Origin of the sequence: Neisseria meningitidis, assembly GCF_022869645.1 — a bacterium.
In the GTDB taxonomy this organism is placed as follows: domain Bacteria; phylum Pseudomonadota; class Gammaproteobacteria; order Burkholderiales; family Neisseriaceae; genus Neisseria; species Neisseria meningitidis.
Map to the genome: position 1 here is coordinate 1506408 of NZ_CP064367.1, position 24315 is coordinate 1530722.

A 24315-nucleotide genomic window follows, 5' to 3' on the forward strand; every position below is an offset into this window, starting at 1 on the left:
CCGTCGGAAACCCGGCAGGAGCACCGTTCCCGCACAAGACGGCATTCCACCGACAACCCCAAACCCGCCATCAAAGGCAGGATTCAAACGATAAGGAAAGAATGATGAAAATCAAAGCCCTGATGATTGCCGCCGCATTGCTGGCAGCAGCCGATGTCCACGCCGCACCGCAAAAGGCAAAAACCGCATCCGCCAAAGCTGCCAAAGCTGCCAAAGCTGCCAAAGTTGCCAAAGTTGCCAAAGTTGCCAAAGTTGCCAAAGTTGCCAAAGTTGCCGCCACGGCGCAAAAAGAAGCCGCACCCGCACAACAGCAGGGCGGTATCCGCTTTTCAGACGGCATTGCCGCCGTTGCCGACAACGAAGTCATCACGCGCCGCCGGCTTGCCGAAGCCGTTGCCGAAGCCAAAGCCAACCTGCCCAAAGACGCGCAGATAAGCGAATCCGAGCTGTCCCGACAGGTGCTGATGCAGCTTGTCAACCAATCCCTGATTGTACAGGCGGGCAAACGCCGCAACATTCAAGCAAGCGAAGCGGAAATCGATGCCGTCGTCGCAAAAAATTCCGCCCTCAAAAACCTCAGCCCCGCCCAACGCCGCGATTTTGCCGACAACATCATTGCCGAAAAAGTCCGCCAGCAGGCAGTGATGCAGAACAGCCGCGTGAGCGAAGCTGAAATCGATGCCTTCCTCGAGCAGGCGCAAAAACAAGGCATCACCCTGCCCGAAGGCGCACCGTTGCGCCAATACCGCGCCCAACACATCCTGATTAAAGCCGACAGCGAAAACGCCGCCGTCGGCGCGGAAAGCACCATCCGCAAAATCTACGGAGAGGCCCGCAGCGGCACAGACTTTTCCAGCCTAGCGCGCCAATATTCGCAAGACGCGAGCGCGGGCAACGGCGGAGATTTGGGCTGGTTTGCCGACGGCGTGATGGTTCCCGCCTTTGAAGAAGCCGTCCACGCGCTCAAACCCGGACAGGTCGGCGCGCCCGTCCGCACCCAATTCGGCTGGCATATCATCAAATTGAACGAAGTGCGCGATGCCGGCACACCTCAGGAACGTATCCGCAATTCCGTGCGGCAATACATCTTCCAACAAAAAGCCGAACAGGCAACCGTCAACCTGTTGCGTGACCTGCATTCCGGCGCGTATGTCGACATCCGCTAAGGCGGTTTGAAGCAAAAAGCCATACCGATCGGCAAAAATCCGGGCGGTATGGCTTTTTGGATTTCGAGTTACTTTTACACCGTCATTCATCATTCCCGCGAAAGCGGGAATCTAGAAACGAAAAGTAACAGGAATTTATCGGGAATGGCTGGAGTTTAAAGGACTGGATTCCCGCCGTCGCGGGAATGACGGGATTTTGGGTTGTGGTAATTTATCGGAAAAACAAAAAAACCTATGCCGTCATTCCCGAGCAGGCGGGAATCCGGTTATTTAAAACTGCAGAAATTTATCCGAAGCAACAACAATCTTTCCATCGTCATTCCCGCGTAGGCGGGAATCTAGCAACGAAAAGTAACAGGAATTTATCGGGAAAACAGAAACCTCTATGCCGTCATTCCCGCGAAAGCGGGAATCTAGGACGTAGAATCTAAAGCAACCGTTTTATCCGATAAGTTTCTGTGCCGAAGGGTCTGGATTCCCGCTTTCGCGGGAATGACGGCGCATAAGTTCCCGTGCGGACAGACCTAGATTCCCACCTGTGTGGGAATGACGATTCAGAAGTTGCCCGAAACTCAAAAAAAACGAAACCGAACGAACCGGATTCCCGCTTTCGCGGGAATGACGGCGCATAAGTTCCCGTGCGGACAGACCTAGATTCCCACCTGTGTGGGAATGACGATGCAGAAGTTGCCCGAAACCAAAAAACTGAAGCCGAACGGTCTGGATTCCCGCTTTCGCGGGAATGACGGCGCATAAGTTCCCGTGCGGACAGACCTAGATTCCCACCTGCGTGGGAATGACGATTCAGAAGTTGCCCGAAACTCAAAAAAAACGAAACCGAACGAACCGGATTCCCGCTTTTACGGGAATGACGGGATTTTGGGTTGTGGTAATTTATCGGGAAAACGGAAACCCCTATGCCGTCATTCCCGCGCAGGCGGGAATCTAGGACGTAGAATCTAAAGAAACCGTTTTATCCGATAAGTTTCTGTACCGAAGAATCTGGATTTCCGCTTTCGCGGGAATGACGGCATATCAGTTTCTGTGCGGATAAACCTAGATTCCCATCTGCGTGGGAATGACGGGATTTTAGATTGCGGGTATTTATCGGGAACGGCGGCTTGGAAGTTCATTGAAACGGAAAAACAACGGAAACCCAAAAAACCGGATTCCCGACTGTGGGAATGATGAGATTCAGGTTTCTGTTTTTGCCGGAGTTTGCCGTATCGGGCTTCAGACGGCATTGCCTGCCGTTGTACCCGCGGGTGCGACTGCCTTGATGTAGTTGAGCGAGACAAACTGCTTCTCGGCATCTAATTCGGTGATTTTGAACAATGCCTGCGATTTGGGCAGCGCGTCAAACGGAATACCGGTCGCGCGTGTTACTAGCGGCAGACCTTCGATGCGGACGAGGTCTTCTTTCAGAATCGTCGCCGTCAGCTCGCTCGTGCCTTGCTGTTGCAGGTAAACCAGGCTCCAGTAGGCTTCCATTTGGCGTTGGAAGTCGGCGTAGGCGGTATAGGCGGCATCAAAGTCGCGCAGTGCGGCGAAAAGCTCGGCATCGCTGTTTTGATACAGCGGCTCGGCAGTGTCGTCTATCAGGCTGATCAGCTGCTTTTGGTTGATGTAGTCGGCGGCGCGGCGCAGCGGCGAGGTAAACCAGCCGTAATGCCGCACGCCCATGCCGATATGCGGCTCGGATTTGGTGCTCATGCGTACTTTTCCGGTGGGTTGGACGCGGAAGAGGCCGGGCAGGTCGTTGTCATGGAGCATTTGCGCCCAAGTGCTGTTGGCAAGAATCATCATCTCGCTGACCAGCGTATCGATGGGCGAACCGCGTTCGCGGCGGACGACGGATACGTTGTCTTCTTTATCCAATTCGATGCTGTAATCGTATTGCGGCGCGCGGTCGGGTTCGTATTTGCCGCGCGCTTTTTGCAGGGCGGTGGCGAATTGATAAAACCAAATCAGGTCTTGATGGTGGGCGAACATCATTTCGCCCGCTTCGTCCAAGCCCGCTTCGGCGTTGAAATGCGGTTCGATGGCTTGGATACGCAGGTTTTCAGCGATGTTGACCGCTTCGATTTTGCAGGTCGGCGCGCCGACGTTGAACTCGTTGTCCACATCGAAATAAATGCTGATGGAAGGGCGGTATGTACCTGCATCAAGGCTGAACGCGGCAATCCAGTTTTCGGGCAACATCGTGATTTTGCCGCCGGGAAAATAAACCGTGCTTAAGCGTTCCATGATGTTTTTTTCCATTTTGTCGCCTTGCTTAATGGCAAGCGACGGCGCGGCAATGTGGATGCCGACGCGTTTTATGCCATTGCCCAAATCGGTCAGGCTTAAAGCGTCGTCCACTTCGGTAGTCGATTCGTCGTCAATGGAAAAGGCGGTAACGTCGGCTTTGGGTAAGTCAGGCATTTCAGGAAGCGGAAGGTCGGGGAAGCCTGTTCCTTTGGGGAAATATTTGATTTCAAACCCGTCTTGCAGGTATTGGGGAATGGACGTAATGCCGCCCGTTTTTTTCGCCAATTCGTAGGCAGAGGTTTTCAGCGCGTCGGCGGCTTTGGTAAAGGCTTTGTAGGTCAGCGACTGCTTGTCGGGCGCGTGCAGGATGGTTTTCAAATCCGCCGCGATTTCAGACGGCATCTCGCCGCGTTTCAAGGCTTCCGCCCAAGCGTCGATTTGCGCGTCTTGCTGTTTTTTGCGTTCGATGGCGGCAAGTGCTTGTTTTAAAGTTTCTTCGGGCGCGGCTTTGAACACGCCTTTGGCTTTTTTGTAGAAATACATCGGCGCGGCGTAAAGCGCAATCAAAGTTGCCGCCAGCTCGGTTTTGGTCGGCGCATGGCCGTAATATTCTTCGGCGATGGCTTCGGCGGTAAATTCCTCTTCGCCGCATACTTCCCACAATAAATCGGTGTCGATGTCCGCCGCCTGTGCCTGCGCGTTTTCCAAAAACGCCGCCATATCGCCGTCAAACTCGGCAAAGACGTTGTTCGCCTTCACTTTGGTGCGTTTGCCGTGTGGGGTATCGACTTGGTAGGTGGCATCGTTTTTTTGGATGATGGCGGCGATTTTGAATTGGCCGGACTCTTCGTAAAAAATATTCATTTTTCGGATTTTTCTGTGGAAACTCAAGCGGGCGATTTTAGCAGATTACCGAAAATGCCGTCTGAAAAAAGGTTGGGAGAGGGTTGGCGCGTCTTTGCGGTGCTTGCGTTATAGTGGATTAACAAAAACCAGTACAGCGTTACCTCGCCTTAGCTCAAAGAGAACGATTCTCTAAGGTGCTGAAGCACCAAGTGAATCGGTTCCGTACTATTTGTACTGTCTGCGGCTTCGTCGCCTTGTCCTGATTTTTGTTAATCCACTATACGTTTTTGACGGTGTACAATCGCTGTTTTTGAACGGAGGATGGAATGGAGAATACAAACCGTGTGCCGGAGCAGGCACGTTATGATGCCGAACGCAGGCAGGCAGACGAAGCATTGGCGGGCGTGTTTCCGGCAGTCAGTATCTTCGGCAGCGCGCGCACGCCGCAGAATCATGCGGATTATGCGTTCTCCTGCCGTCTGGCGCGGCGGCTGTCGGATTCGGGCATTGCCGTCATTTCGGGCGGCGGGCCGGGGATTATGGAGGCGGCAAACAAGGGCGCGTTTGCCGGGAAGTCGGTTTCGGTGGGGCTGAACATCGTTTTGCCGCACGAGCAGAAACCGAATCCGTATCAGGACATCGCCTTGCGGTTTTCCCGTTTTGCCGAACGCAAGGCGGTGTTTTTCCGCTATTCCCAAGCATATGTCGTGATGCCGGGCGGCTTCGGGACGCTGGACGAATTGTTTGAAATCCTGACCTTGGTGCAGACGGGCAAAGTGCCGCCGCGTCCGATTGTTTTGGTCGGAAAGGCGTTTTGGTCGGGCTTGGCGGAGTGGATAAACGCGCAGCTTTTGGCGCGCGGTCTGATTTCCGAAGGGGCAGCCTCTTTGTTCGCCATATCGGACGATGAAGACGAAATCGTTGCGTATCTGTCGGAACACGGGCTTCAGACGGCATAGCGTCCTGAGAGTGATGTATAATTGCAAACAATTTAACAATTTTTGATGTCTTTCCCGAACAGGATGCCGAAATGATCAACCCCATCGCCTCGCTTTCCCCTTTAGACGGCCGTTATGCCCAATCCGTTGAAGCATTGCGCCCGATTTTCTCAGAGTACGGCCTGATGAAAGCGCGCGTCAAAGTCGAATTAAACTGGCTCAAAGCCCTCGCCGCCGAGCCGAAGATTGCCGAAGTGCCGCCCTTCAGTGCCGAAACGCTTGCCGAAATCGACACGGTGATTGAAAACTTTTCATTGGAAGACGCGGCCGCCGTCAAAGCCATCGAAGCCACGACCAATCATGATGTCAAAGCCATTGAATATTGGCTGAAAAAACGTTTTGCCGAAGTGCCGGAAGTCGCCGCCGTGAGTGAGTTCATCCACTTCGCCTGCACCAGCGAAGACATCAACAACCTGTCCCACGCTTTAATGCTGCAAGAAGCGCGTGAGGCTGTTTTGCTGCCCAAACTGGCAGAAATCATCGAAAAACTGACCGCTATGGCGCACGACCTTGCCGCCGTCCCGATGATGAGCCGCACCCACGGCCAGCCCGCCACGCCGACCACTTTGGGCAAAGAAACCGCCAATGTCGTGTACCGCCTGCAACGCCAGTTTAAAAGCCTTCAGGCGCAAGAGTTCCTCGGCAAAATCAACGGCGCGGTCGGCAACTACAACGCCCACATGGTCGCCTATCCCGACGTCGATTGGGAAACCCACTGCCGCAACTTCGTCGAAATCAGCCTTGGCCTGACCTTCAACCCCTACACCATCCAAATCGAGCCGCACGACTACATGGCTGAATTCTTCCAAACCCTCAGCCGCATCAACACCATCCTGATCGACTTTAACCGCGACGTTTGGGGCTACATTTCTTTGGGGTACTTCAAACAAAAAGTCAAAGCGGGCGAAGTTGGTTCTTCCACCATGCCGCACAAAGTCAACCCCATCGACTTTGAAAACTCCGAGGGCAACCTTGGTATGGCAAACGCCGTATTGGGTTTTTTGGCGGAAAAACTGCCGATTTCCCGTTGGCAGCGCGACCTGACCGACAGCACCGTCTTACGCAATATGGGCGTGGGCGTGGGCTATGCCGTGTTGGGTTTCGCCGCCCACCTGCGCGGTCTGAACAAGCTCGAACCTAACCCCGCCGCGCTTGCCGCCGATTTGGATGCCACTTGGGAGCTGCTCGCCGAGCCGATTCAAACCGTAATGCGCCGTTACGGCGTGGCCAATCCTTACGAGAAGCTGAAAGACCTGACGCGCGGCAAAGGCGGCATCACGCCCGAAGTGCTGAAAGGCTTTATCGGATTGCTGGAAATCCCCGCCGAAGCCAAAGCCAAATTGCTTGAGCTGACCCCCGCGCTGTATGTGGGCAAGGCTGAAGCGTTGGCGAAACGGATTTGAGCGTTTACTGAAACCGATGCCGTCTGAACGCGCGTTCAGACGGCATTTTTAAGATAACGGGACATACAGGGGCGATATTTATGCAAGCTGTCCGATACAGACCGGAAATTGACGGATTGCGGGCCGTCGCCGTGCTATCCGTCATGATTTTCCACCTGAATAACCGCTGGCTGCCCGGAGGATTCCTGGGGGTGGACATTTTCTTTGTCATCTCAGGATTCCTCATTACCGGCATCATTCTTTCTGAAATACAGAACGGTTCTTTTTCTTTCCGGGATTTTTATACCCGCAGGATTAAGCGGATTTATCCTGCTTTTATTGCGGCCGTGTCGCTGGCTTCGGTGATTGCCTCTCAAATCTTCCTTTACGAAGATTTCAACCAAATGCGGAAAACCGTGGAGCTTTCTGCGGTTTTCTTGTCCAATATTTATCTGGGGTTTCAGCAGGGGTATTTCGATTTGAGTGCCGACGAGAACCCCGTACTGCATATCTGGTCTTTGGCAGTAGAGGAACAGTATTACCTCCTGTATCCTCTTTTGCTGATATTTTGCTGCAAAAAAACAAAATCGCTACGGGTGCTGCGTAACATCAGCATCATCCTATTTCTGATTTTGACTGCCACATCGTTTTTGCCAAGCGGGTTTTATACCGATATTCTCAACCAACCCAATACTTATTACCTTTCGACACTGAGGTTTCCCGAGCTGTTGGCAGGTTCGCTGCTGGCGGTTTACGGGCAAACGCAAAACGGCAGACGGCAAACAGCAAATGGAAAACGGCAGTTGCTTTCATCACTCTGCTTCGGCGCATTGCTTGCCTGCCTGTTCGTGATTGACAAACACAATCCGTTTATCCCGGGAATGACCCTGCTCCTTCCCTGCCTGCTGACGGCACTGCTTATCCGGAGTATGCAATACGGGACACTTCCGACCCGCATCCTGTCGGCAAGCCCCATCGTATTTGTCGGCAAAATCTCTTATTCCCTATACCTGTACCATTGGATTTTTATTGCTTTCGCCCATTACATTACAGGCGACAAACAGCTCGGACTGCCTGCCGTATCGGCGGTTGCCGCGTTGACGGCCGGATTTTCCCTGTTGAGTTATTATTTGATTGAACAGCCGCTTAGAAAACGGAAGATGACCTTCAAAAAGGCATTTTTCTGCCTCTATCTCGCCCCGTCCCTGATACTTGTCGGTTACAACCTGTACGCAAGGGGGATATTGAAACAGGAACACCTCCGCCCGTTGCCCGGCGCGCCCCTTGCTGCGGAAAATCATTTTCCGGAAACCGTCCTGACCCTCGGCGACTCGCACGCCGGACACCTGCGGGGGTTTCTGGATTATGTCGGCAGCCGGGAAGGGTGGAAAGCCAAAATCCTGTCCCTCGATTCGGAGTGTTTGGTTTGGGTAGATGAGAAGCTGGCAGACAACCCGTTATGTCGAAAATACCGGGATGAAGTTGAAAAAGCCGAAGCCGTTTTCATTGCCCAATTCTATGATTTGAGGATGGGCGGCCAGCCCGTGCCGAGATTTGAAGCGCAATCCTTCCTAATACCCGGGTTCCCAGCCCGATTCAGGGAAACCGTCAAAAGGATAGCCGCCGTCAAACCCGTCTATGTTTTTGCAAACAACACATCAATCAGCCGTTCGCCCCTGAGGGAGGAAAAATTGAAAAGATTTGCCGCAAACCAATATCTCCGCCCCATTCAGGCTATGGGCGACATCGGCAAGAGCAATCAGGCGGTCTTTGATTTGATTAAAGATATTCCCAATGTGCATTGGGTGGACGCACAAAAATACCTGCCCAAAAACACGGTCGAAATATACGGCCGCTATCTTTACGGCGACCAAGACCACCTGACCTATTTCGGTTCTTATTATATGGGGCGGGAATTTCACAAACACGAACGCCTGCTTAAATCTTCTCGCGACGGCGCATTGCAGTAGCCTGCCTTGCCGTCCGATATCGTTTGTGCCGCCGTTTGCCTTTCGGGGCGGCGGCGGTTTTTATTTTCCTTCCCCTGCGGGAGGGAATTTTGAATCAAAACCCCAATTGCCTTTCCAAGTTTTCCACCAGATTGTCATCCAGTTCCAAAGCCTGCGACAGGCGGGCGAGGAAGACGGTTTCTTTCCGCGACAAATCGGCACATACCAGTCTTGCCGCCAGATAGGCCTCCGCCGCCAACGCCTCATCGTTGCCGACGGCGGCGGCGATGTCTTCGATGCTTGCGGGCAGGCGGTATTCGGCGGCGAGCCATGCAGCAGTTTCGGGGTCTGTGCCGCTTTCCTGTTCGATAGTCCGGCGTTCGGCTTCGTCTATCATGCCGTCTGAAGCGGCGGCGGCTATCATGGTGCGCAATACGGTGCGGCTGTATGTTTCTTCGGTTTCTCCGGCAGGTTGGAAATCGCTTTGTGTTACGGTTGCCCGCCCTTTGTTTTGCTGCCACATCTGATAGCCCCGGTAGGCGAGGTAGCCCAAAGCGGCGGTCGAACCGATTTTGGTGATGGTTTTGCGGTTTTTACCGTTCAGCAGCATGGAGGCGACACCGGCAACCAGCGCGCCTCCGCCGAATGAATTGAGCGGGCTGTCGGAGAAGGTGTTGCCTTTTTTTGAACCGTGCTTAAGACTTGGTTGAGCAGTCGGGTGAAGTTCATGATTTTTCCTTTCTGTTGCGGGCAGGGCGGTAGGTTTACCCTATCCTTTTAAACGGTGGCAGGCCGGCTAATAATTGTTGGCCGTACCGCTGTGTTTTGACGCGGTTGTCGAGGATGGTTACGCGGCCGTAGTCTTGTTCGGTGCGGATGAGGCGGCCGACGGCCTGGATGAGTTTGATGCCGGCTTCGGGGACGGTGATTTCGATGAAAGGGTTGCCGCCGCGCTGTTCTATCCAGCGGTTTTGGGTTTTTTCGATGGGGTTGTCGGGCATGGCGAAGGGAAGTTTGGCGATGATGACTTGCACGCAGGCGGTGCCGGGCAGGTCGAGTCCTTCGGCAAAGCTGTCGAGTCCGAAGATGATGCTGGCTTTGCCTTCTTCTATGGCCCGGTGGTGTTTTTGCAGGAGAACGGCTTTGGGCAATTCGCCTTGTACGAGCAAGAGCGGCAGATAGTCGTCAGGCAGTTGTAAGGCGACATCCTGCATTTGTTTGCGCGAGGAAAACAGGACGAGCGTGCCGATGGCTTCGCCGGGCGAAATGAGCTTGGGCAGCCACTCGATGATGGCGGCGGTGTGGGCTTCGGGGTCTTTGGGGCTGGCGTATATGGGAGGGATGTAGAGTTCACCCTGTTTTTCAAAGTCAAAGGGGCTTTTGAGGGCGAGGGTGGTGGTTTCAGGCAGCCATTGCAGCCCGGTTTGGCGCAGCATCAGGTTAAAGTTGCCCAAGGATTGCAGGGTGGCGGAGGTCAACACTGCGCCTGCCGCCCGCCGCCACAGGCTGTTGGCAAGGTGGGACGCGCTGCTGATGGGGCTGGCGTTGAAAATATAGTCGTTTTTATCGTCGGCACGGCGGGTTATCCATTTCGCCAACGGCTCTTCGCCTTCAATGGGAACGGTGGAGAGCAAATCCCAAACCGCACTAATTTGTTCGATACGGGAGATAAAAAGGCCGAACTCGCCGGTCAGGCGGTCGATGAGCGCGCTGTCTTGTTCTTTTTCGCGGCGCGCGGCGGAAAGCGCATCGTTCAGCCCGATAACGTGTTTGAGCAGGCTGCGTGCGGCAATGGCGGTGTTGGAAACGGTGGTTTCGAGGCCTTCGGGGATTTTGCCGTCTTCCCACAGCCAAGTCGGTTCGCTGTTGGTACGCCTGTCGTTTTCAGACGGCCCCAAGCTCAAAGACGGCTCTTCCGCCAAATGGAACTGCCATTCGTGCAGGCTGTCGAGTAAGGATGAGGCGGCTTCGTCGGCAAGGTTGGCAAGTTCGGCTTTATCGGTCAGCGCGGCAATCTTGCCGGTCAGTTGCGGCAGTTTTTCCAGCGTCCAAACGGCAATATTCCATGAATGTTCGGCGGCAAAACGGCTGAGGGCTTTTTTGGGCAGGTGGTGCGCTTCGTCTATGCAATAGAAACTGTTTTCGGGCGCAGGCAGAATCACGCCGCCGCCCATACTGATGTCGGCAAGCAGAAGATCGTGGTTGGCAACGACGACATCGACGGTTTCCAACATATCGCGTGCCAGGTAAAACGGGCATTCGGCGCGGTTGGGACAGGCGGCTTTCAGGCAGCCGTGGCGGTCGTTGGTAACTTTGAGCCAAATCGCGTCATCGATTTTTTCCGGCCAGGTGTCGCGGTCGCCGTTGAACCGTCGGGCGGAAAATTCGTCGGCGATGTCGCGCAGCAGGTTCAATTCTTCGGGCTTGGGTTTGCTGTCCCACAACACTTCCGGCGCTTCAAAACCAAGCAGGTTTTGCTGGGCGTTGTTTTGCGTCAGTTGATAGAGTTTGTACGGACAAAGATAACGGCCGCGCCCTTTGGCAAGCGCAAAGGTCAGCTCCAAACCGCTTTTTTCGACCAGAAACGGCAAATCTCGGTCAACCAACTGCTCCTGCAAAGCCACCGTCGCGCTGCTGACAATCAGCCGTTTGCCGCGCGTTTGCGCCATGATGCCGCCGGCCAAAAGGTAGGCCAACGATTTGCCCACGCCGGTCGGGCCTTCGATCACGGCAATGCTCTCGCCCTCACGTTTGGGTGCTTCTTCGCCTTCTTCACGCGTCAACGTCCGCGAAAAAGCGTTGGCAACCGCCGCAATCATTTCCCGCTGCGAAGCACGCGGACGGAAACCGGGCAGGTTTTTGCCGATGTTTTGGTAATGGTCGCGGATGGCGTTTTTTTCTAAATCGGTGAGCATGGCGTTTTGTACGGCGGTAGAAGTGGGGTTATTTTAACATTGCACGGAAGCGGTACAATATCGTTGTCGGAATGGGGGGAGGTAAATCGTGCGGACGTGGTTGGTTTTTTGGTTGCAGCGTTTGAAATACCCGTTGTTGCTTTGTATTGCGGATATGCTGCTGTACCGGTTGTTGGGCGGCGCGGAAATCGAATGCGGCCGTTGCCCTGTACCGCCGATGACGGATTGGCAGCATTTTTTGCCGACGATGGGAACGGTGGCGGCTTGGGTGGCGGTGATTTGGGCATACCTGATGATTGAAAGTGAAAAAAACGGAAGATATTGAGTCATTCGGACGCAATGCCGTCTGAAACGGAAGTTCAGACGGCATTTGTTTTAGGTTGCCGTACCGCTTAGGGAATACCGGCGACAGGATGGGCGGGATAGCCGTGGGTATCGACCGAACAGGCAAACCGCCAAGGCGTGTGGACGGTGTCGGCGGACAGGTGGGCAAGCTCGGGAATGTGCCGTCTGACAAAGGTGCCGTCGGGGTCGGTCTTGTGTGCGGCGGCGGCAATGTCGGGGCAGGTGTGCCGTGAGGCGGCAAGCCGCCAGTTGCCTTGGTTGATTGCTGCATCGAAATCGGTCAGCTGTCGGGCAAACCATATCTCGCCTTCGCGGCGGGGGAGGTTTAAAACGTGGCAGAAAAAATCCGCGCTCAAGCGTCTCAGGGCGGGGTGGAGGCTGCCGGTTTTGTGCAAACAGCGCATCGCGGCATCGATAATCGGAATGCCGGTCCGGCCCTGCTGCCAAAGCGTCAGGCGCAGGGTGTGTTCAGGATTGCCGTCTGAAGGGTCGTCATCCGTGTGCTGCAAGGCAAGTTGAAGGAAAAAATCGCGGCGGATGATGTTGTCCGCCCACGCGTTCAGACGGCGTTCGAGGCTTTCCCGCGCGAGCAGGCGCGGCGAGATGCAGCCGGCACTCAAATACGCGCCCATCAGCGAAGTGTGTTTGCGCGAGGGGAAATCCTTTAAAACGGAGTAGGAATCCGCCTGTTCGAGAAACCGCCGCCACTGCCGCCAAGCCGCCGTTTCGCCGCTGTTTTGCGGCAGGAAGATGCCGTCTGAAAGGGCGGCAGGCGGCGGGGCGGAAAGGTTTTCGGGGAAGGGTTGGCGGTATGCCGCGAATAGGTCCGGACCGGCGGGGGGCTGCTTGGAAAAGCGGTCGAGCCATACTTCGCGGTAGCGGTCGAAATCGGTGTGTGCCGTGCCGCCGTCGGGTATCAGGTCGGTTTTGCCGAAAACGGCGCGGTCATTGACGAAGGTTAACGCGATGCCGTGTTTGTTCAATTCATGCCAAAGGGCGTTGTCGGCGAGTTTGTCGGCAAAAGTATGGGATTCGTCGGCGATGACGGCGCGGATATTGAGGCGGACGGCGAGCCGGACGAGCTCGGCAGGCGATGCCGCCGTGTAGAGCGGGATGCCGCGCCCTGCAAGCCCTTGGGCGAGTTCGGCGGCGGATTGGCGGTAGAACGCGGCGCGGCGAGGGTTGTCTGTTTCGGCATCGTCAATCCAAATACCGATAACGGGCAAACCTTCGGCAACGGCGGCGCATAAGGCGGCGTTGTCGCGGATGCGGAGGTTTTGGCGGAACCAGACGAGCGTGTGTGCGGCGCACGTGTCCGCATAAAGGGGGCGGGCGGTTTCAGACGGCATTTCGGCAGCCTTTCCTGCTGGCGATTTTTTCGTTCAGAAAATCGATGAAGCTGCGGACTTTCGCGCTTAAGAACGCCCTGTCCGCATAAACGGCATTCAGGCGGTCGGTCGGGACGGTATATTCGGGCAGCAGCCTCACCAGCGAGCCGCAGCGCAAATCGTGTTCCGCCGCCCAAAGCGGCTGATAACCGATGCACGCGCCCGCCTTAATCATTTCGCGCATCATCAGCGTGTTGTCGGTACGGATGACGGGGGTCAGTTCAAGCCGGTATTTTTTGCCGTCCGATTTGCGGGTGAGGTCGAGTTTCTGCTGGTTGGTGTAGGTCGGCAGGACGGCGGGCAGCCCCGCCACTTCTTCCGGCGTTTCCGGCACGCCGTTGCGCCTCAGGAAATCGGGCGAGGCGAGCAGGGCAAATTCGATTTCCGCCAGTGGGCGCGCAATCAGCGACGGGGACAGGGTTTGGGAAACGCGCAACGCCAAATCCACGCCTTCGGCAATCAAATCGACGTGGCGGTTGTCCAAAATCAGTTCTAATGCCACTTCGGGATAACGTTCGCGGTATTCCGCCAGCCAGTTGCATATCTGGCTGCCGGCAAACCACAGCGGCATCGTTACGCGCAGCAGCCCCTGCGGTTTTTCCGTCCCTCCGGCGGCTTTTTGCGCGGCATCGTCGAGCGTGTCGAGCGCGTAACTGCATTGCCGGTAGTATTCTTCCCCGGCTCCGGTCAGGCTGAGGTTGCGGCTGTTGCGGTGCAGGAGTTTGGCTTGGACGGTGTTTTCCAAGTGGCTGACGTGTTTGCTTGCCATTGCGGTGGAGATGCCGAGCGCGTCGGCGGCGCGGGTGAAGCCGCCGCTTTGGACGACTTGGCGGAAAACCTTGAGGCTGAACAGGGTGTCCATATTTTCTTGTGTGGAAAAGTTGTATCAATAAAAGCAGTATATATTTGAAAAGGGGAAACATCTATACTCTACCGCCTGAAATGAAGACAAATATCAAAGGAGCTTTTATGTCCGATTGCTGCAACCGTATCCAACCGGTTTTGCTTTCTGTTTTGCGTATCGTAACCGCCTACCTGTTTTTGTTGCACGGTACGTCGAAAATCTTCGCCTTCCCCATTGAAATGGGCAGCGGTTCGCCCGGCGGGCTGTTGCTGCTTGCCGGTATTTTAGAAATTGTCGGCGGCATTTTGCTGGTGTTGGGCCTGTTTGCGCGCCCTGCCGCGTTTGTTTTGTCCGGCCAGATGGCGGTTGCCTATTTTATGGCGCACGCTTCCGGAAATGCTTTGTTCCCGATTGCCAACGGCGGCGAGTCCGCAGTGCTGTTCTGCTTCGTATTCCTCTATATCGCGGCGGCGGGCGGCGGAGCATGGTCGCTGGACAGGCTGTTTTTCAAGCGTAAAGCCTGAATCAGACTGCCTAAAGTGTATTTTGTTGAATGTTTTTGAGGAAAAGAAATGACCCGTCAATCTCTGCAACAGGCTGCCGAAAGCCGCCGTTCCATTTATTCGTTAAATAAAAATCTGCCCGTCGGCAAAGATGAAATCGTCCAAATCGTCGAACACGCCGTTTTGCACACACCTTCTTCGTTCAATTCCCAATCTGCCCGTGTGGTCGTGCTGTTTGGCGAAGAGCATGATAAGGTGTGGCAATTTGTCGAAGACGCGCTGCGTGCCGTCGTGCCTGCCGACAGTTTTGAACCGACCGCGCAAAAATTGAACCTGTTTAAGGCGGGTGCGGCAACTATTTTGTTTTATGAAGATCAAAATGTCGTCAAAGGTTTGCAGGAGCAGTTCCCTGCTTATGCCGCCAACTTTCCCGTTTGGGCGGACCAGGCGAACGCGATGGTGCAGTATGCCGTTTGGACGACACTTGCCGCGGTCGGCGTAGGTGCAAACCTGCAACATTACAATCCCTTGCCCGATGCGGCGATTGCCAAAGCGTGGAATATCCCCGAAAACTGGTTGTTGCGCGCACAAATGGTTATCGGCGGTATTGAAGGGGCGGCAGGTGAAAAGACCTTTGAACCAGTTGCAGAACGTTTGAAAGTGTTCGGCGCATAATTTCGCGGTCAAAAAAATGCCGTCTGAACCCTGTTCAGACGGCATTTTTCAGTATCAGGCGGCGAGTTTTCCGCATTCTGAGACCTTTGTTTACAAATATCATGTTCAATATAGTTAAAAGAAATTATTCTCATTTCCTCCGTGAGGCAATATAATTCGGTTGTTTTGTTAAATTGAGTATAAAAATGAAAATATCATTTCATTTAGCTTTATTACCCACGCTGATTATTGCTTCCTTCCCTGTTGCTGCCGCCGATACGCAGGACAATGGTGAACATTACACCGCCACTCTGCCCACCGTTTCCGTGGTCGGACAGTCCGACACCAGCGTACTCAAAGGCTACATCAACTACGACGAAGCCGCCGTTACCCGCAACGGACAGCTCATCAAAGAAACGCCGCAAACCATCGATACGCTCAATATCCAGAAAAACAAAAATTACGGCACGAACGATTTGAGTTCCATCCTCGAAGGCAATGCCGGCATCGACGCCGCCTACGATATGCGCGGCGAAAGCATTTTCCTGCGCGGCTTTCAAGCCGACGCATCTGATATTTACCGCGACGGCGTACGCGAAAGCGGGCAGGTGCGCCGTAGCACCGCCAACATCGAGCGCGTGGAAATCCTGAAAGGTCCGTCCTCCGTGCTTTATGGGCGTACCAACGGCGGCGGTGTCATCAACATGGTCAGCAAATACGCCAACTTCAAACAAAGCCGTAATATCGGTACGGTTTATGGTTCGTGGGCAAACCGCAGCCTGAATATGGACATCAACGAAGTGCTGAACAAAAACGTCGCCATCCGTCTCACCGGCGAAGTCGGGCGCGCCAATTCGTTCCGCAGCGGCATAGACAGCAAAAATGTCATGGTTTCGCCCAGCATTACCGTCAAACTCGACAACGGCTTGAAGTGGACGGGGCAATACACCTACGACAATGTGGAGCGCACGCCCGACCGCAGTCCGACCAAGTCCGTGTACGACCGCTTCGGACTGCCTTACCGCATGGGGTTCGCCCACCGGAACGATTTTGTCAAAGACAAGCTGCAAGTTTGGCGTTCCGACCTTGAATACGCCTTCAACGACAAATGGCGTGCCCAATGGCAGCTCGCCCACCGCACGGCGGCGCAGGATTTTGATCATTTCTATGCAGGCAGCGAAAATGGCAACTTAATCAAACGTAACTACGCCTGGCAGCAGACCGACAACAAAACCCTGTCGTCCAACTTAACGCTCAACGGCGACTACACCATCGGCCGTTTTGAAAACCACCTGACCGTAGGCATGGATTACAGCCGCGAACACCGCAACCCGACATTGGGTTTCAGCAGCGCCTTTTCCGCCTCCATCAACCCCTACGACCGCGCAAGCTGGCCGGCTTCGGGCAGATTGCAGCCTATTCTGACCCAAAACCGCCACAAAGCCGACTCCTACGGCATCTTTGTGCAAAACATCTTCTCCGCCACGCCCGATTTGAAATTCGTCCTCGGCGGCCGTTACGACAAATACACCTTTAATTCCGAAAACAAACTCACCGGCAGCAGCCGCCAATACAGCGGACACTCGTTCAGCCCCAACATCGGCGCAGTGTGGAACATCAATCCCGTCCACACACTTTACGCCTCGTATAACAAAGGCTTCGCGCCTTATGGCGGACGCGGCGGCTATTTGAGCATCGATACGTTGTCTTCCGCCGTGTTCAACGCCGACCCCGAGTACACCCGCCAATACGAAACCGGCGTGAAAAGCAGTTGGCTGGACGACCGCCTCAGCACTACGTTGTCTGCCTACCAAATCGAACGCTTCAATATCCGCTACCGCCCCGATCCAAAAAACAACCCTTATATTTATGCGGTTAGCGGCAAACACCGTTCGCGCGGCGTGGAATTGTCCGCCATCGGGCAAATCATCCCCAAAAAAACTCTATCTGCGCGGTTCGTTGGGCGTGATGCAGGCGAAAGTCGTTGAAGACAAAGAAAATCCCGACCGAGTGGGCATCCATTTGAATAACACCAGCAACGTTACCGGCAACCTGTTTTTCCGTTATACCCCGACCGAAAACCTCTACGGCGAAATCGGCGTAACCGGTACAGGCAAACGCTACGGTTACGACTCAAGAAATAAAGAAGTGACTACGCTTCCAGGCTTTGCCCGAGTTGATGCCATGCTTGGCTGGAACCATAAAAATGTTAACGTTACCTTTGCCGCAGCCAATCTGTTCAATCAAAAATATTGGCGTTCGGACTCTATGCCGGGTAATCCGCGCGGCTATACTGCCCGGGTAAATTACCGTTTCTGATGAAATCAGGCAAAGGCCGTCTGAAAATCCTGATAATCCGTAAATTCAGCATACGAACTTTTTGACAGGCTTTATCTACATCAGTATAATCCAAAAAGAAATAGTGCCCTTGGCAGTACGCATTACCCATTAAATCATAGCGGGTATGCCGATCCCAAGGGCTTTTTTATATCTTTGACAAATATAGGGGAAGCAATATGAAAACCGCCATTTTGATTGACGGTGCATTTTTTATTAAGCGGGTACGGTCATTAGGCCTGTCTCAAAATCCACACGATGCAAAAAGAATTGCTGATTTGGCTTTCCGATATTCGATGCTGCATCTGAAAGATAAAATCAACGGCACAGATCAAATGGATGATTTATATAGAATTTTCTTTTACGACTGCGTGCCGTTTGAAAAGAAAATGCACAATCCCGTATCTCATCGTGCCATAGATTTTTCAAAGACTCCGGAAGCCATATTTCGTTGCAATCTGCATACCGAATTGAAGAAGAAGCGTAAATTAGCGTTACGTTTAGGCAAGCTGTCGGACAATACAGCATGGATATTAAAACCCCAAGTCATGAAAAATCTTCTGAAAAACCCGTCAACTCAAATTACGGAAAACGATGTCGTGCTCGATGTTAAACAAAAAGGTGTAGATATGCGTATAGGCTTGGATATTTCATCTATTACCTTAAAAAAACAAGCCGATAAAATCATCTTGTTTTCTGGTGATTCCGATTTTGTCCCAGCAGCCAAATTAGCCAGACGGGAAGGTATCGATTTTATTCTTGATCCTATGTGGAATCATGTCCCACCTGACTTAATGGAACACATCGACGGATTGAAGACAAAATGTCCGAAACCGTAAATTACTAGAACAAAGGCCGTCTGAAAATAAGGCTAATTATCTAAGCCATATTTCAGACGGCCTTTATAAAGGCTGAAATAAAACTAAACACATTTTTTCACTCAAATCGAACACGCCTTCAATAAAATGCCATAAAATCCGCACATTAATCTGACACACAAGAGATACCTATGAAACTGAAAACCTTAGCTTTGACTTCATTGACCCTGTTGGCATTGGCCGCTTGTAGCAAACAGGCTGAAACCAGTGTTCCGGCAGACAGCGCCCAAAGCAGCTCATCTGCTCCGGCAGCCCCTGCTGAGTTGAACGAAGGTGTGAACTACACTGTATTGTCTACGCCTATTCCGCAACAGCAGGCCGGTAAAATCGAAGTATTGGAATTTTTCGGCTACTTCTGCCCGCATTGCGCCCATCTTGAGCCGGTCTTGAGCGAGCACATCAAAACGTTTAAAGACGATACCTATATGCGCCGGGAGCATGTCGTGTGGGGTGATGAAATGAAACCTTTGGCACGTTTGGCGGCCGCAGTGGAAATGGCCGGTGAATCAGATAAAGCCAACAGCCATATTTTCGATGCGATGGTTAATCAAAAAATCAATCTGGCCGATACCGATACCCTGAAAAAATGGCTGTCCGAGCAAACAGCGTTTGACGGCAAAAAAGTATTGGCTGCATTTGAGGCTCCTGAAAGCCAAGCGCGTGCGGCTCAAATGGAAGAGTTGACCAATAAATTCCAAATCAGCGGCACACCGACTGTGATTGTCGGCGGCAAATACCAAGTTGAATTTAAAGACTGGCAGTCCGGTATGACCACGATTGACCAGTTGGTGGATAAAGTACGCGAAGAGCAGAAAAAGCCGCAATAAGTTGAGGATTGAATGAGTAAAGGCCATCTGAAAATAGGATTTCAGACGGCCTTTTGTATTTAGGCTTTATAGAAGAGATGATTGCTTAAAGCCTTATGGTTTTAAATCAGAATATATAGCGGATTAACAAAAACCAGTACGGCGTTGGCTCGCCTTAGCTCAAAGAGAACGATTCTCTAAGGTGCTGAAGCACCAAGTGAATCGGTTCCGTACTATCTGTACTGTCTGCGGCTCGCCGCCTTGTCCTGATTTTTGTTAATCCACTATAAATCAGAATATAAAACAAAAACGCCGTCTGAAATTTCAGACGGCGTTTTCTGTCAAATCGGCTTACAAACCTGGGAACATGCCTTTCATTCCCTTCATGCCTTTGGCCAAGCGCATCAGTTTGCCCAAGCCGTTGCCGCTGAACATCTTCATCATTTGTTGCATTTGTTCAAACTGTTTGAGCAATTTATTCACTTCCTGCACGGTCGTACCCGCACCCATCGCAATACGGCGTTTGCGGCTAGCTTTGAGCAGGGCAGGGTTGGCGCGTTCTTTAGGGGTCATCGAGTTGATGATGGCTTCCACTTTGCCCATCGCTTTTTCAGCCGTACCTTCGGGGATTTGTTTCGATATTTGACCCAGTTCGCCCGGCATTTTTGACATCAGGTTTTCCAAGCCGCCCATATTGCGCATCTGCTGGATTTGTTCTTTAAAGTCATTGAGATCGAAGCCTTTGCCTTTTTGCAGCTTTTTCGCCATTTTGGCGGCGGCGGCTTCATCAATACCTTTTTGAACGTCTTCAATCAGGGTCAATACGTCGCCCATGCCGAGGATACGGCTGGCAAGACGGTCGGGGTGGAAAGGTTCGAGGCCGTTGATTTTCTCGCCGACACCGATAAATTTAATCGGTTTGCCGGTTACATGGCGTACGGACAATGCCGCACCGCCGCGCGAGTCGCCGTCCATCTTGGTCAATACGACACCGGTCAGCGGCAGGGCTTCATTAAATGCCTGAGCAGTGTTCACCGCATCCTGACCCAACATGGCATCGATAACAAACAAGGTTTCAACCGGGTTGACCGCAGCATGAAGGGCTTTGATTTCATTCATCATCTCTTCATCGATTGCCAAACGGCCGGCGGTATCGACCATTAAGACATCGTAAAAATGTTTTTTGGCGTAATCGACGGCGGCAGTGGCAATTTCAACCGGTTTTTGGTTGGTATCGGATGGGAAAAAGTCCACGCCGACCTGTTCAGCCAACAGGCGCAGCTGTTCAATCGCGGCAGGGCGGTAAACGTCGGCAGATACCACCAAAACTTTTTTCTTCTGATCGTTTTTCAGCAGGCGGGCGAGTTTGCCGACGGTTGTTGTCTTACCGGCACCCTGCAAACCCGCCATCAACACGACGGCGGGTGGCGCAACCGACAAATCCAGCGTTTTGTTTTCCCTGCCCATCAGTTCGGTCAGGGCTTTGTTGACCACGCCGATAAATGCCTGATCCGGCGTCAGGCTGCCCGCTACTTCCTGACCGAGGGCCTTTTCTTTGACGTTGTTGATGAACTCTTTGACGACAGGCAGGGCGACATCCGCCTCAAGCAGGGCGAGGCGGACTTCGCGCAAGGCTTCTTTAATATTGTCTTCGGTCAGTTTGGCCTGCCCGCGGATGTTTTTGAGAACATTGCTGAAGCGGCCGGTTAAATTGTCTAACATACTGGTCCTTGGTCTGAATAAGAATAGCTTGCCCCATCAGGGGCATTCTTTGTTAAAATAAAATCAAAATAATTTGATGCGGCTTGTGTGCCGGACAGCATATCGGCAAATCCGTCAAGGCTTGCCCGAAACGGGGATTTTACAATTCCAACGTTAAAAGTTCCAATATTTCATAAGCGGCCGCATACAGCGCAACAGTATAGATTAGAGAAAGTCCACCATGCCGACAGTTTTCATCTTTTTGACGGCGGTTTACGCAGGATTGGGTGCATTTGCATGGCACTGCCAACAGCAGGGGCTCGGCCGGGATTACCCGTGGAAGACGGAATTGCCGGTTTTGGGCGCGGCATTGACCGTCCATGGCGCGGCACTGCTTATGCCGGTCATTCAAGACAAAATCATCATTATGGGCTTTGGGTATTCCGGCAGCCTGATTGTTTGGATGATGCTGTTTATTTATTTTGCCGGCAGCTTCTTTTATTCGCTGCGCGGAGTGCAGTTGCTGCTGTATCCTTGCGCCGCACTGATGCTGCTGTCAGGTTTGGTTTTTCCTGGAAAATTCTCGGGATATGAAATTACCGACCTTCCCTTTATGCTGCATATCGGAACTTCGCTGCTTGCATACGGGCTGTTCGGCATCGCAACATTATTGTCCGTTTTGACCCTGCTGCTGAATCGGAGCCTGCACCGCAGGAACTTCTCCAAGCTCGCAGGATTCCTGCCGTCGCTGCTCAGTTTGGAAAAACTCATGTTCCAGGCCATGTGGGCAGGTTTCATCCTGCTGACCTATTCCGTCGTCAGCGGAACATTTTTTGCCGAAGCCGTATTCGGCAAACCCATGACCTTTACCCATAAAACCGTATTCGGCATATTGTCATGGCTGATTTACGGCGGACTGCTGCTCAAGCACAGCATGACCGCATGGCGCGGCAAAAAAGCCGCCGTGTGGACCATCATCGGATTTGTCAGCCTGATGATTGCCTATATGGGCAGCAAGTTCGTATTGGAAATCATTCTGAACAGATAAGAAGAGCCAACAGATGCCGTCCGAAGCCCCGAGTTTCAGACAGCATATTCACAAAGGCGCACCAGCCGGAGGAGAAGAGGAAGGGATTGTTGGAGGCGGCGCAGCATTTAGCAGAAATAAAAAACCTTATCCGACAGCGACATGACGAATTTCCCCAAAAAAATCCCACTGAAAGCATTGACCGTTTTTCCCTGTGGGCGTATAGTTCGGTTCTTCGCTGCTGCAGAAGTGGCGGACGAACTGAAAAGTATAGCACAGAATGTTGGGGATATCGAGAGATATCTTGACAAGCGGAAGAAATACTTTATAATTCAAACGCTCTTTAACAAAACAGATTACCGATAAGTGTGAGTGCCTTGAGCCTCACACTGTTTGAAAGACAGACAAGATAATGTTTTGAACATTGTCCTGTCGGTTTCTTTGAAGCAGACCAGAAGTTAAAAAGTTAGAGATTGAACATAAGAGTTTGATCCTGGCTCAGATTGAACGCTGGCGGCATGCTTTACACATGCAAGTCGGACGGCAGCACAGAGAAGCTTGCTTCTCGGGTGGCGAGTGGCGAACGGGTGAGTAACATATCGGAACGTACCGAGTAGTGGGGGATAACTGATCGAAAGATCAGCTAATACCGCATACGTCTTGAGAGAGAAAGCAGGGGACCTTCGGGCCTTGCGCTATTCGAGCGGCCGATATCTGATTAGCTAGTTGGTGGGGTAAAGGCCTACCAAGGCGACGATCAGTAGCGGGTCTGAGAGGATGATCCGCCACACTGGGACTGAGACACGGCCCAGACTCCTACGGGAGGCAGCAGTGGGGAATTTTGGACAATGGGCGCAAGCCTGATCCAGCCATGCCGCGTGTCTGAAGAAGGCCTTCGGGTTGTAAAGGACTTTTGTCAGGGAAGAAAAGGCTGTTGCTAATATCAGCGGCTGATGACGGTACCTGAAGAATAAGCACCGGCTAACTACGTGCCAGCAGCCGCGGTAATACGTAGGGTGCGAGCGTTAATCGGAATTACTGGGCGTAAAGCGGGCGCAGACGGTTACTTAAGCAGGATGTGAAATCCCCGGGCTCAACCCGGGAACTGCGTTCTGAACTGGGTGACTCGAGTGTGTCAGAGGGAGGTAGAATTCCACGTGTAGCAGTGAAATGCGTAGAGATGTGGAGGAATACCGATGGCGAAGGCAGCCTCCTGGGACAACACTGACGTTCATGCCCGAAAGCGTGGGTAGCAAACAGGATTAGATACCCTGGTAGTCCACGCCCTAAACGATGTCAATTAGCTGTTGGGCAACCTGATTGCTTGGTAGCGTAGCTAACGCGTGAAATTGACCGCCTGGGGAGTACGGTCGCAAGATTAAAACTCAAAGGAATTGACGGGGACCCGCACAAGCGGTGGATGATGTGGATTAATTCGATGCAACGCGAAGAACCTTACCTGGTCTTGACATGTACGGAATCCTCCGGAGACGGAGGAGTGCCTTCGGGAGCCGTAACACAGGTGCTGCATGGCTGTCGTCAGCTCGTGTCGTGAGATGTTGGGTTAAGTCCCGCAACGAGCGCAACCCTTGTCATTAGTTGCCATCATTCAGTTGGGCACTCTAATGAGACTGCCGGTGACAAGCCGGAGGAAGGTGGGGATGACGTCAAGTCCTCATGGCCCTTATGACTAGGGCTTCACACGTCATACAATGGTCGGTACAGAGGGTAGCCAAGCCGCGAGGCGGAGCCAATCTCACAAAACCGATCGTAGTCCGGATTGCACTCTGCAACTCGAGTGCATGAAGTCGGAATCGCTAGTAATCGCAGGTCAGCATACTGCGGTGAATACGTTCCCGGGTCTTGTACACACCGCCCGTCACACCATGGGAGTGGGGGATACCAGAAGTAGGTAGGGTAACCGCAAGGAGCCCGCTTACCACGGTATGCTTCATGACTGGGGTGAAGTCGTAACAAGGTAGCCGTAGGGGAACCTGCGGCTGGATCACCTCCTTTCTAGAGAAAGAAGAGGCTTTAGGCATTCACACTTATCGGTAAACTGAAAAAGATGCGGAAGAAGCTTGAGTGAAGGCAAGATTCGCTTAAGAAGAGAATCCGGGTTTGTAGCTCAGCTGGTTAGAGCACACGCTTGATAAGCGTGGGGTCGGAGGTTCAAGTCCTCCCAGACCCACCAAGAACGGGGGGCATAGCTCAGTTGGTAGAGCACCTGCTTTGCAAGCAGGGGGTCATCGGTTCGATCCCGTTTGCCTCCACCAATACTGTACAAATCAAAACGGAAGAATGGAACAGAATCCATTCAGGGCGA

The 24315-nt window shown here is 52.9% G+C and carries 15 protein-coding genes, 2 tRNA genes, 1 rRNA gene and 2 pseudogenes; 13 read left to right on the forward strand and 7 right to left on the reverse strand.

The window, feature by feature from the left end; all coding sequences use genetic code 11:
• The first annotated feature begins 104 nt into the window (after positions 1-104).
• Positions 105-1166, forward strand: a complete 1062-nt coding sequence (locus IUJ45_RS07710; RefSeq protein WP_002249236.1) for a peptidylprolyl isomerase — start codon at positions 105-107, stop codon at positions 1164-1166.
• Between the two features lie 1233 nt (positions 1167-2399).
• Here the strand turns inward: IUJ45_RS07710 and IUJ45_RS07715 are convergent.
• On the reverse strand, positions 2400-4280 hold the full coding sequence (locus tag IUJ45_RS07715; protein WP_002236654.1) for a ribonuclease catalytic domain-containing protein: 1881 nt from the start codon (positions 4278-4280) through the stop codon (positions 2400-2402).
• Between the two features lie 308 nt (positions 4281-4588).
• Here IUJ45_RS07715 and IUJ45_RS07720 point away from each other — a divergent pair, with 308 nt between their 5' ends.
• The 3 genes from IUJ45_RS07720 to IUJ45_RS07730 all read left to right on the forward strand — a co-directional run bounded on the left by IUJ45_RS07720 (position 4589) and on the right by IUJ45_RS07730 (position 8612).
• Positions 4589-5221 (forward strand): LOG family protein, encoded by a 633-nt coding sequence (locus IUJ45_RS07720; protein WP_002236655.1) that lies wholly within the window; start codon positions 4589-4591, stop codon positions 5219-5221.
• 71 nt (positions 5222-5292) lie between these two features.
• Entirely contained in the window at positions 5293-6663 is a 1371-nt protein-coding gene (gene purB / locus IUJ45_RS07725) for an adenylosuccinate lyase (protein WP_002236656.1), read from the forward strand.
• Between the two features lie 80 nt (positions 6664-6743).
• Entirely contained in the window at positions 6744-8612 is a 1869-nt protein-coding gene (locus tag IUJ45_RS07730; protein WP_002245844.1) for an acyltransferase family protein, read from the forward strand.
• 94 nt (positions 8613-8706) lie between these two features.
• Here IUJ45_RS07730 and IUJ45_RS07735 read toward each other — a convergent pair.
• From IUJ45_RS07735 to IUJ45_RS07755, 5 genes and pseudogenes are all read right to left on the reverse strand, one after another.
• Positions 8707-9320: pseudogene (locus IUJ45_RS07735) on the reverse strand (tellurite resistance TerB family protein).
• Positions 9321-9355: 35 nt separating this feature from the next.
• The gene (gene dinG / locus IUJ45_RS07740; protein ID WP_002236660.1) at positions 9356-11506 is read right to left on the reverse strand and encodes an ATP-dependent DNA helicase DinG; all 2151 of its coding nucleotides are present in this window, start codon (positions 11504-11506) and stop codon (positions 9356-9358) included.
• A gap of 33 nt (positions 11507-11539) precedes the next feature.
• Complete coding sequence (locus tag IUJ45_RS07745; protein WP_173024111.1) at positions 11540-11836, reverse strand: hypothetical protein; 297 nt, start codon at positions 11834-11836, stop codon at positions 11540-11542.
• A 62-nt stretch (positions 11837-11898) separates the two neighbouring features.
• Positions 11899-13200 (reverse strand): FAD-binding domain-containing protein, encoded by a 1302-nt coding sequence (locus IUJ45_RS07750; RefSeq protein ID WP_002236662.1) that lies wholly within the window; start codon positions 13198-13200, stop codon positions 11899-11901.
• Positions 13190-14101, reverse strand: a complete 912-nt coding sequence (locus IUJ45_RS07755; protein ID WP_002236663.1) for a LysR family transcriptional regulator — start codon at positions 14099-14101, stop codon at positions 13190-13192. Before IUJ45_RS07755 ends, IUJ45_RS07750 begins: the two co-directional genes overlap by 11 nt.
• 107 nt (positions 14102-14208) lie before the next feature.
• Between IUJ45_RS07755 and IUJ45_RS07760 the strand changes: the two genes are divergently transcribed.
• From IUJ45_RS07760 to IUJ45_RS07780, 5 genes and pseudogenes are all read left to right on the forward strand, one after another.
• The gene (locus IUJ45_RS07760; RefSeq protein ID WP_002216361.1) at positions 14209-14607 is read left to right on the forward strand and encodes a DoxX family protein; all 399 of its coding nucleotides are present in this window, start codon (positions 14209-14211) and stop codon (positions 14605-14607) included.
• A 48-nt stretch (positions 14608-14655) separates the two neighbouring features.
• Positions 14656-15261 (forward strand): nitroreductase family protein, encoded by a 606-nt coding sequence (locus tag IUJ45_RS07765; RefSeq protein ID WP_002245846.1) that lies wholly within the window; start codon positions 14656-14658, stop codon positions 15259-15261.
• Between the two features lie 185 nt (positions 15262-15446).
• Positions 15447-17559: pseudogene (locus IUJ45_RS07770) on the forward strand (TonB-dependent receptor).
• Between the two features lie 197 nt (positions 17560-17756).
• Positions 17757-18416: an NYN domain-containing protein gene (locus tag IUJ45_RS07775; RefSeq protein WP_002218694.1), complete on the forward strand. Its 660-nt coding sequence runs from the start codon at positions 17757-17759 to the stop codon at positions 18414-18416.
• 170 nt (positions 18417-18586) lie between these two features.
• On the forward strand, positions 18587-19282 hold the full coding sequence (locus IUJ45_RS07780) for a thiol:disulfide interchange protein DsbA/DsbL (protein WP_002215704.1): 696 nt from the start codon (positions 18587-18589) through the stop codon (positions 19280-19282).
• Positions 19283-19612: 330 nt separating this feature from the next.
• Here the strand turns inward: IUJ45_RS07780 and ffh are convergent, their stop codons facing one another.
• Positions 19613-20983 (reverse strand): signal recognition particle protein, encoded by a 1371-nt coding sequence (gene ffh / locus IUJ45_RS07785; protein WP_002245848.1) that lies wholly within the window; start codon positions 20981-20983, stop codon positions 19613-19615.
• Positions 20984-21203: 220 nt separating this feature from the next.
• Between ffh and IUJ45_RS07790 the strand changes: the two genes are divergently transcribed.
• The 4 genes from IUJ45_RS07790 to IUJ45_RS07805 all read left to right on the forward strand — a co-directional run bounded on the left by IUJ45_RS07790 (position 21204) and on the right by IUJ45_RS07805 (position 24265).
• Positions 21204-22010 (forward strand): cytochrome C assembly family protein, encoded by an 807-nt coding sequence (locus IUJ45_RS07790; protein WP_002245849.1) that lies wholly within the window; start codon positions 21204-21206, stop codon positions 22008-22010.
• A gap of 454 nt (positions 22011-22464) precedes the next feature.
• Positions 22465-24005 (forward strand): 16S ribosomal RNA (locus tag IUJ45_RS07795).
• Between the two features lie 101 nt (positions 24006-24106).
• Positions 24107-24183: transfer RNA gene (locus IUJ45_RS07800), tRNA-Ile, on the forward strand.
• Between the two features lie 6 nt (positions 24184-24189).
• A tRNA-Ala gene (locus IUJ45_RS07805) sits at positions 24190-24265 on the forward strand.
• Positions 24266-24315: the final 50 nt, after the last annotated feature.

Bases quoted from the DNA above. Each gene is read 5' to 3' on its own strand.
- IUJ45_RS07750 (WP_002236662.1), bottom strand. From the start codon at position 13,200: ATGCCGTCTGAAACCGCCCGCCCCCTTTATGCGGACACGTGCGCCGCA.
- IUJ45_RS07710 (WP_002249236.1), top strand. From the start codon at position 105: ATGAAAATCAAAGCCCTGATGATTGCCGCCGCATTGCTGGCAGCAGCC.
- IUJ45_RS07715 (WP_002236654.1), bottom strand. From the start codon at position 4,280: ATGAATATTTTTTACGAAGAGTCCGGCCAATTCAAAATCGCCGCCATC.
- IUJ45_RS07720 (WP_002236655.1), top strand. From the start codon at position 4,589: ATGGAGAATACAAACCGTGTGCCGGAGCAGGCACGTTATGATGCCGAA.
- IUJ45_RS07745 (WP_173024111.1), bottom strand. From the start codon at position 11,836: ATGACTCAATATCTTCCGTTTTTTTCACTTTCAATCATCAGGTATGCC.
- IUJ45_RS07760 (WP_002216361.1), top strand. From the start codon at position 14,209: ATGTCCGATTGCTGCAACCGTATCCAACCGGTTTTGCTTTCTGTTTTG.
- IUJ45_RS07775 (WP_002218694.1), top strand. From the start codon at position 17,757: ATGAAAACCGCCATTTTGATTGACGGTGCATTTTTTATTAAGCGGGTA.
- IUJ45_RS07755 (WP_002236663.1), bottom strand. From the start codon at position 14,101: ATGGACACCCTGTTCAGCCTCAAGGTTTTCCGCCAAGTCGTCCAAAGC.
- IUJ45_RS07730 (WP_002245844.1), top strand. From the start codon at position 6,744: ATGCAAGCTGTCCGATACAGACCGGAAATTGACGGATTGCGGGCCGTC.
- IUJ45_RS07790 (WP_002245849.1), top strand. From the start codon at position 21,204: ATGCCGACAGTTTTCATCTTTTTGACGGCGGTTTACGCAGGATTGGGT.
- IUJ45_RS07780 (WP_002215704.1), top strand. From the start codon at position 18,587: ATGAAACTGAAAACCTTAGCTTTGACTTCATTGACCCTGTTGGCATTG.
- dinG (WP_002236660.1), bottom strand. From the start codon at position 11,506: ATGCTCACCGATTTAGAAAAAAACGCCATCCGCGACCATTACCAAAAC.
- ffh (WP_002245848.1), bottom strand. From the start codon at position 20,983: ATGTTAGACAATTTAACCGGCCGCTTCAGCAATGTTCTCAAAAACATC.
- IUJ45_RS07765 (WP_002245846.1), top strand. From the start codon at position 14,656: ATGACCCGTCAATCTCTGCAACAGGCTGCCGAAAGCCGCCGTTCCATT.
- purB (WP_002236656.1), top strand. From the start codon at position 5,293: ATGATCAACCCCATCGCCTCGCTTTCCCCTTTAGACGGCCGTTATGCC.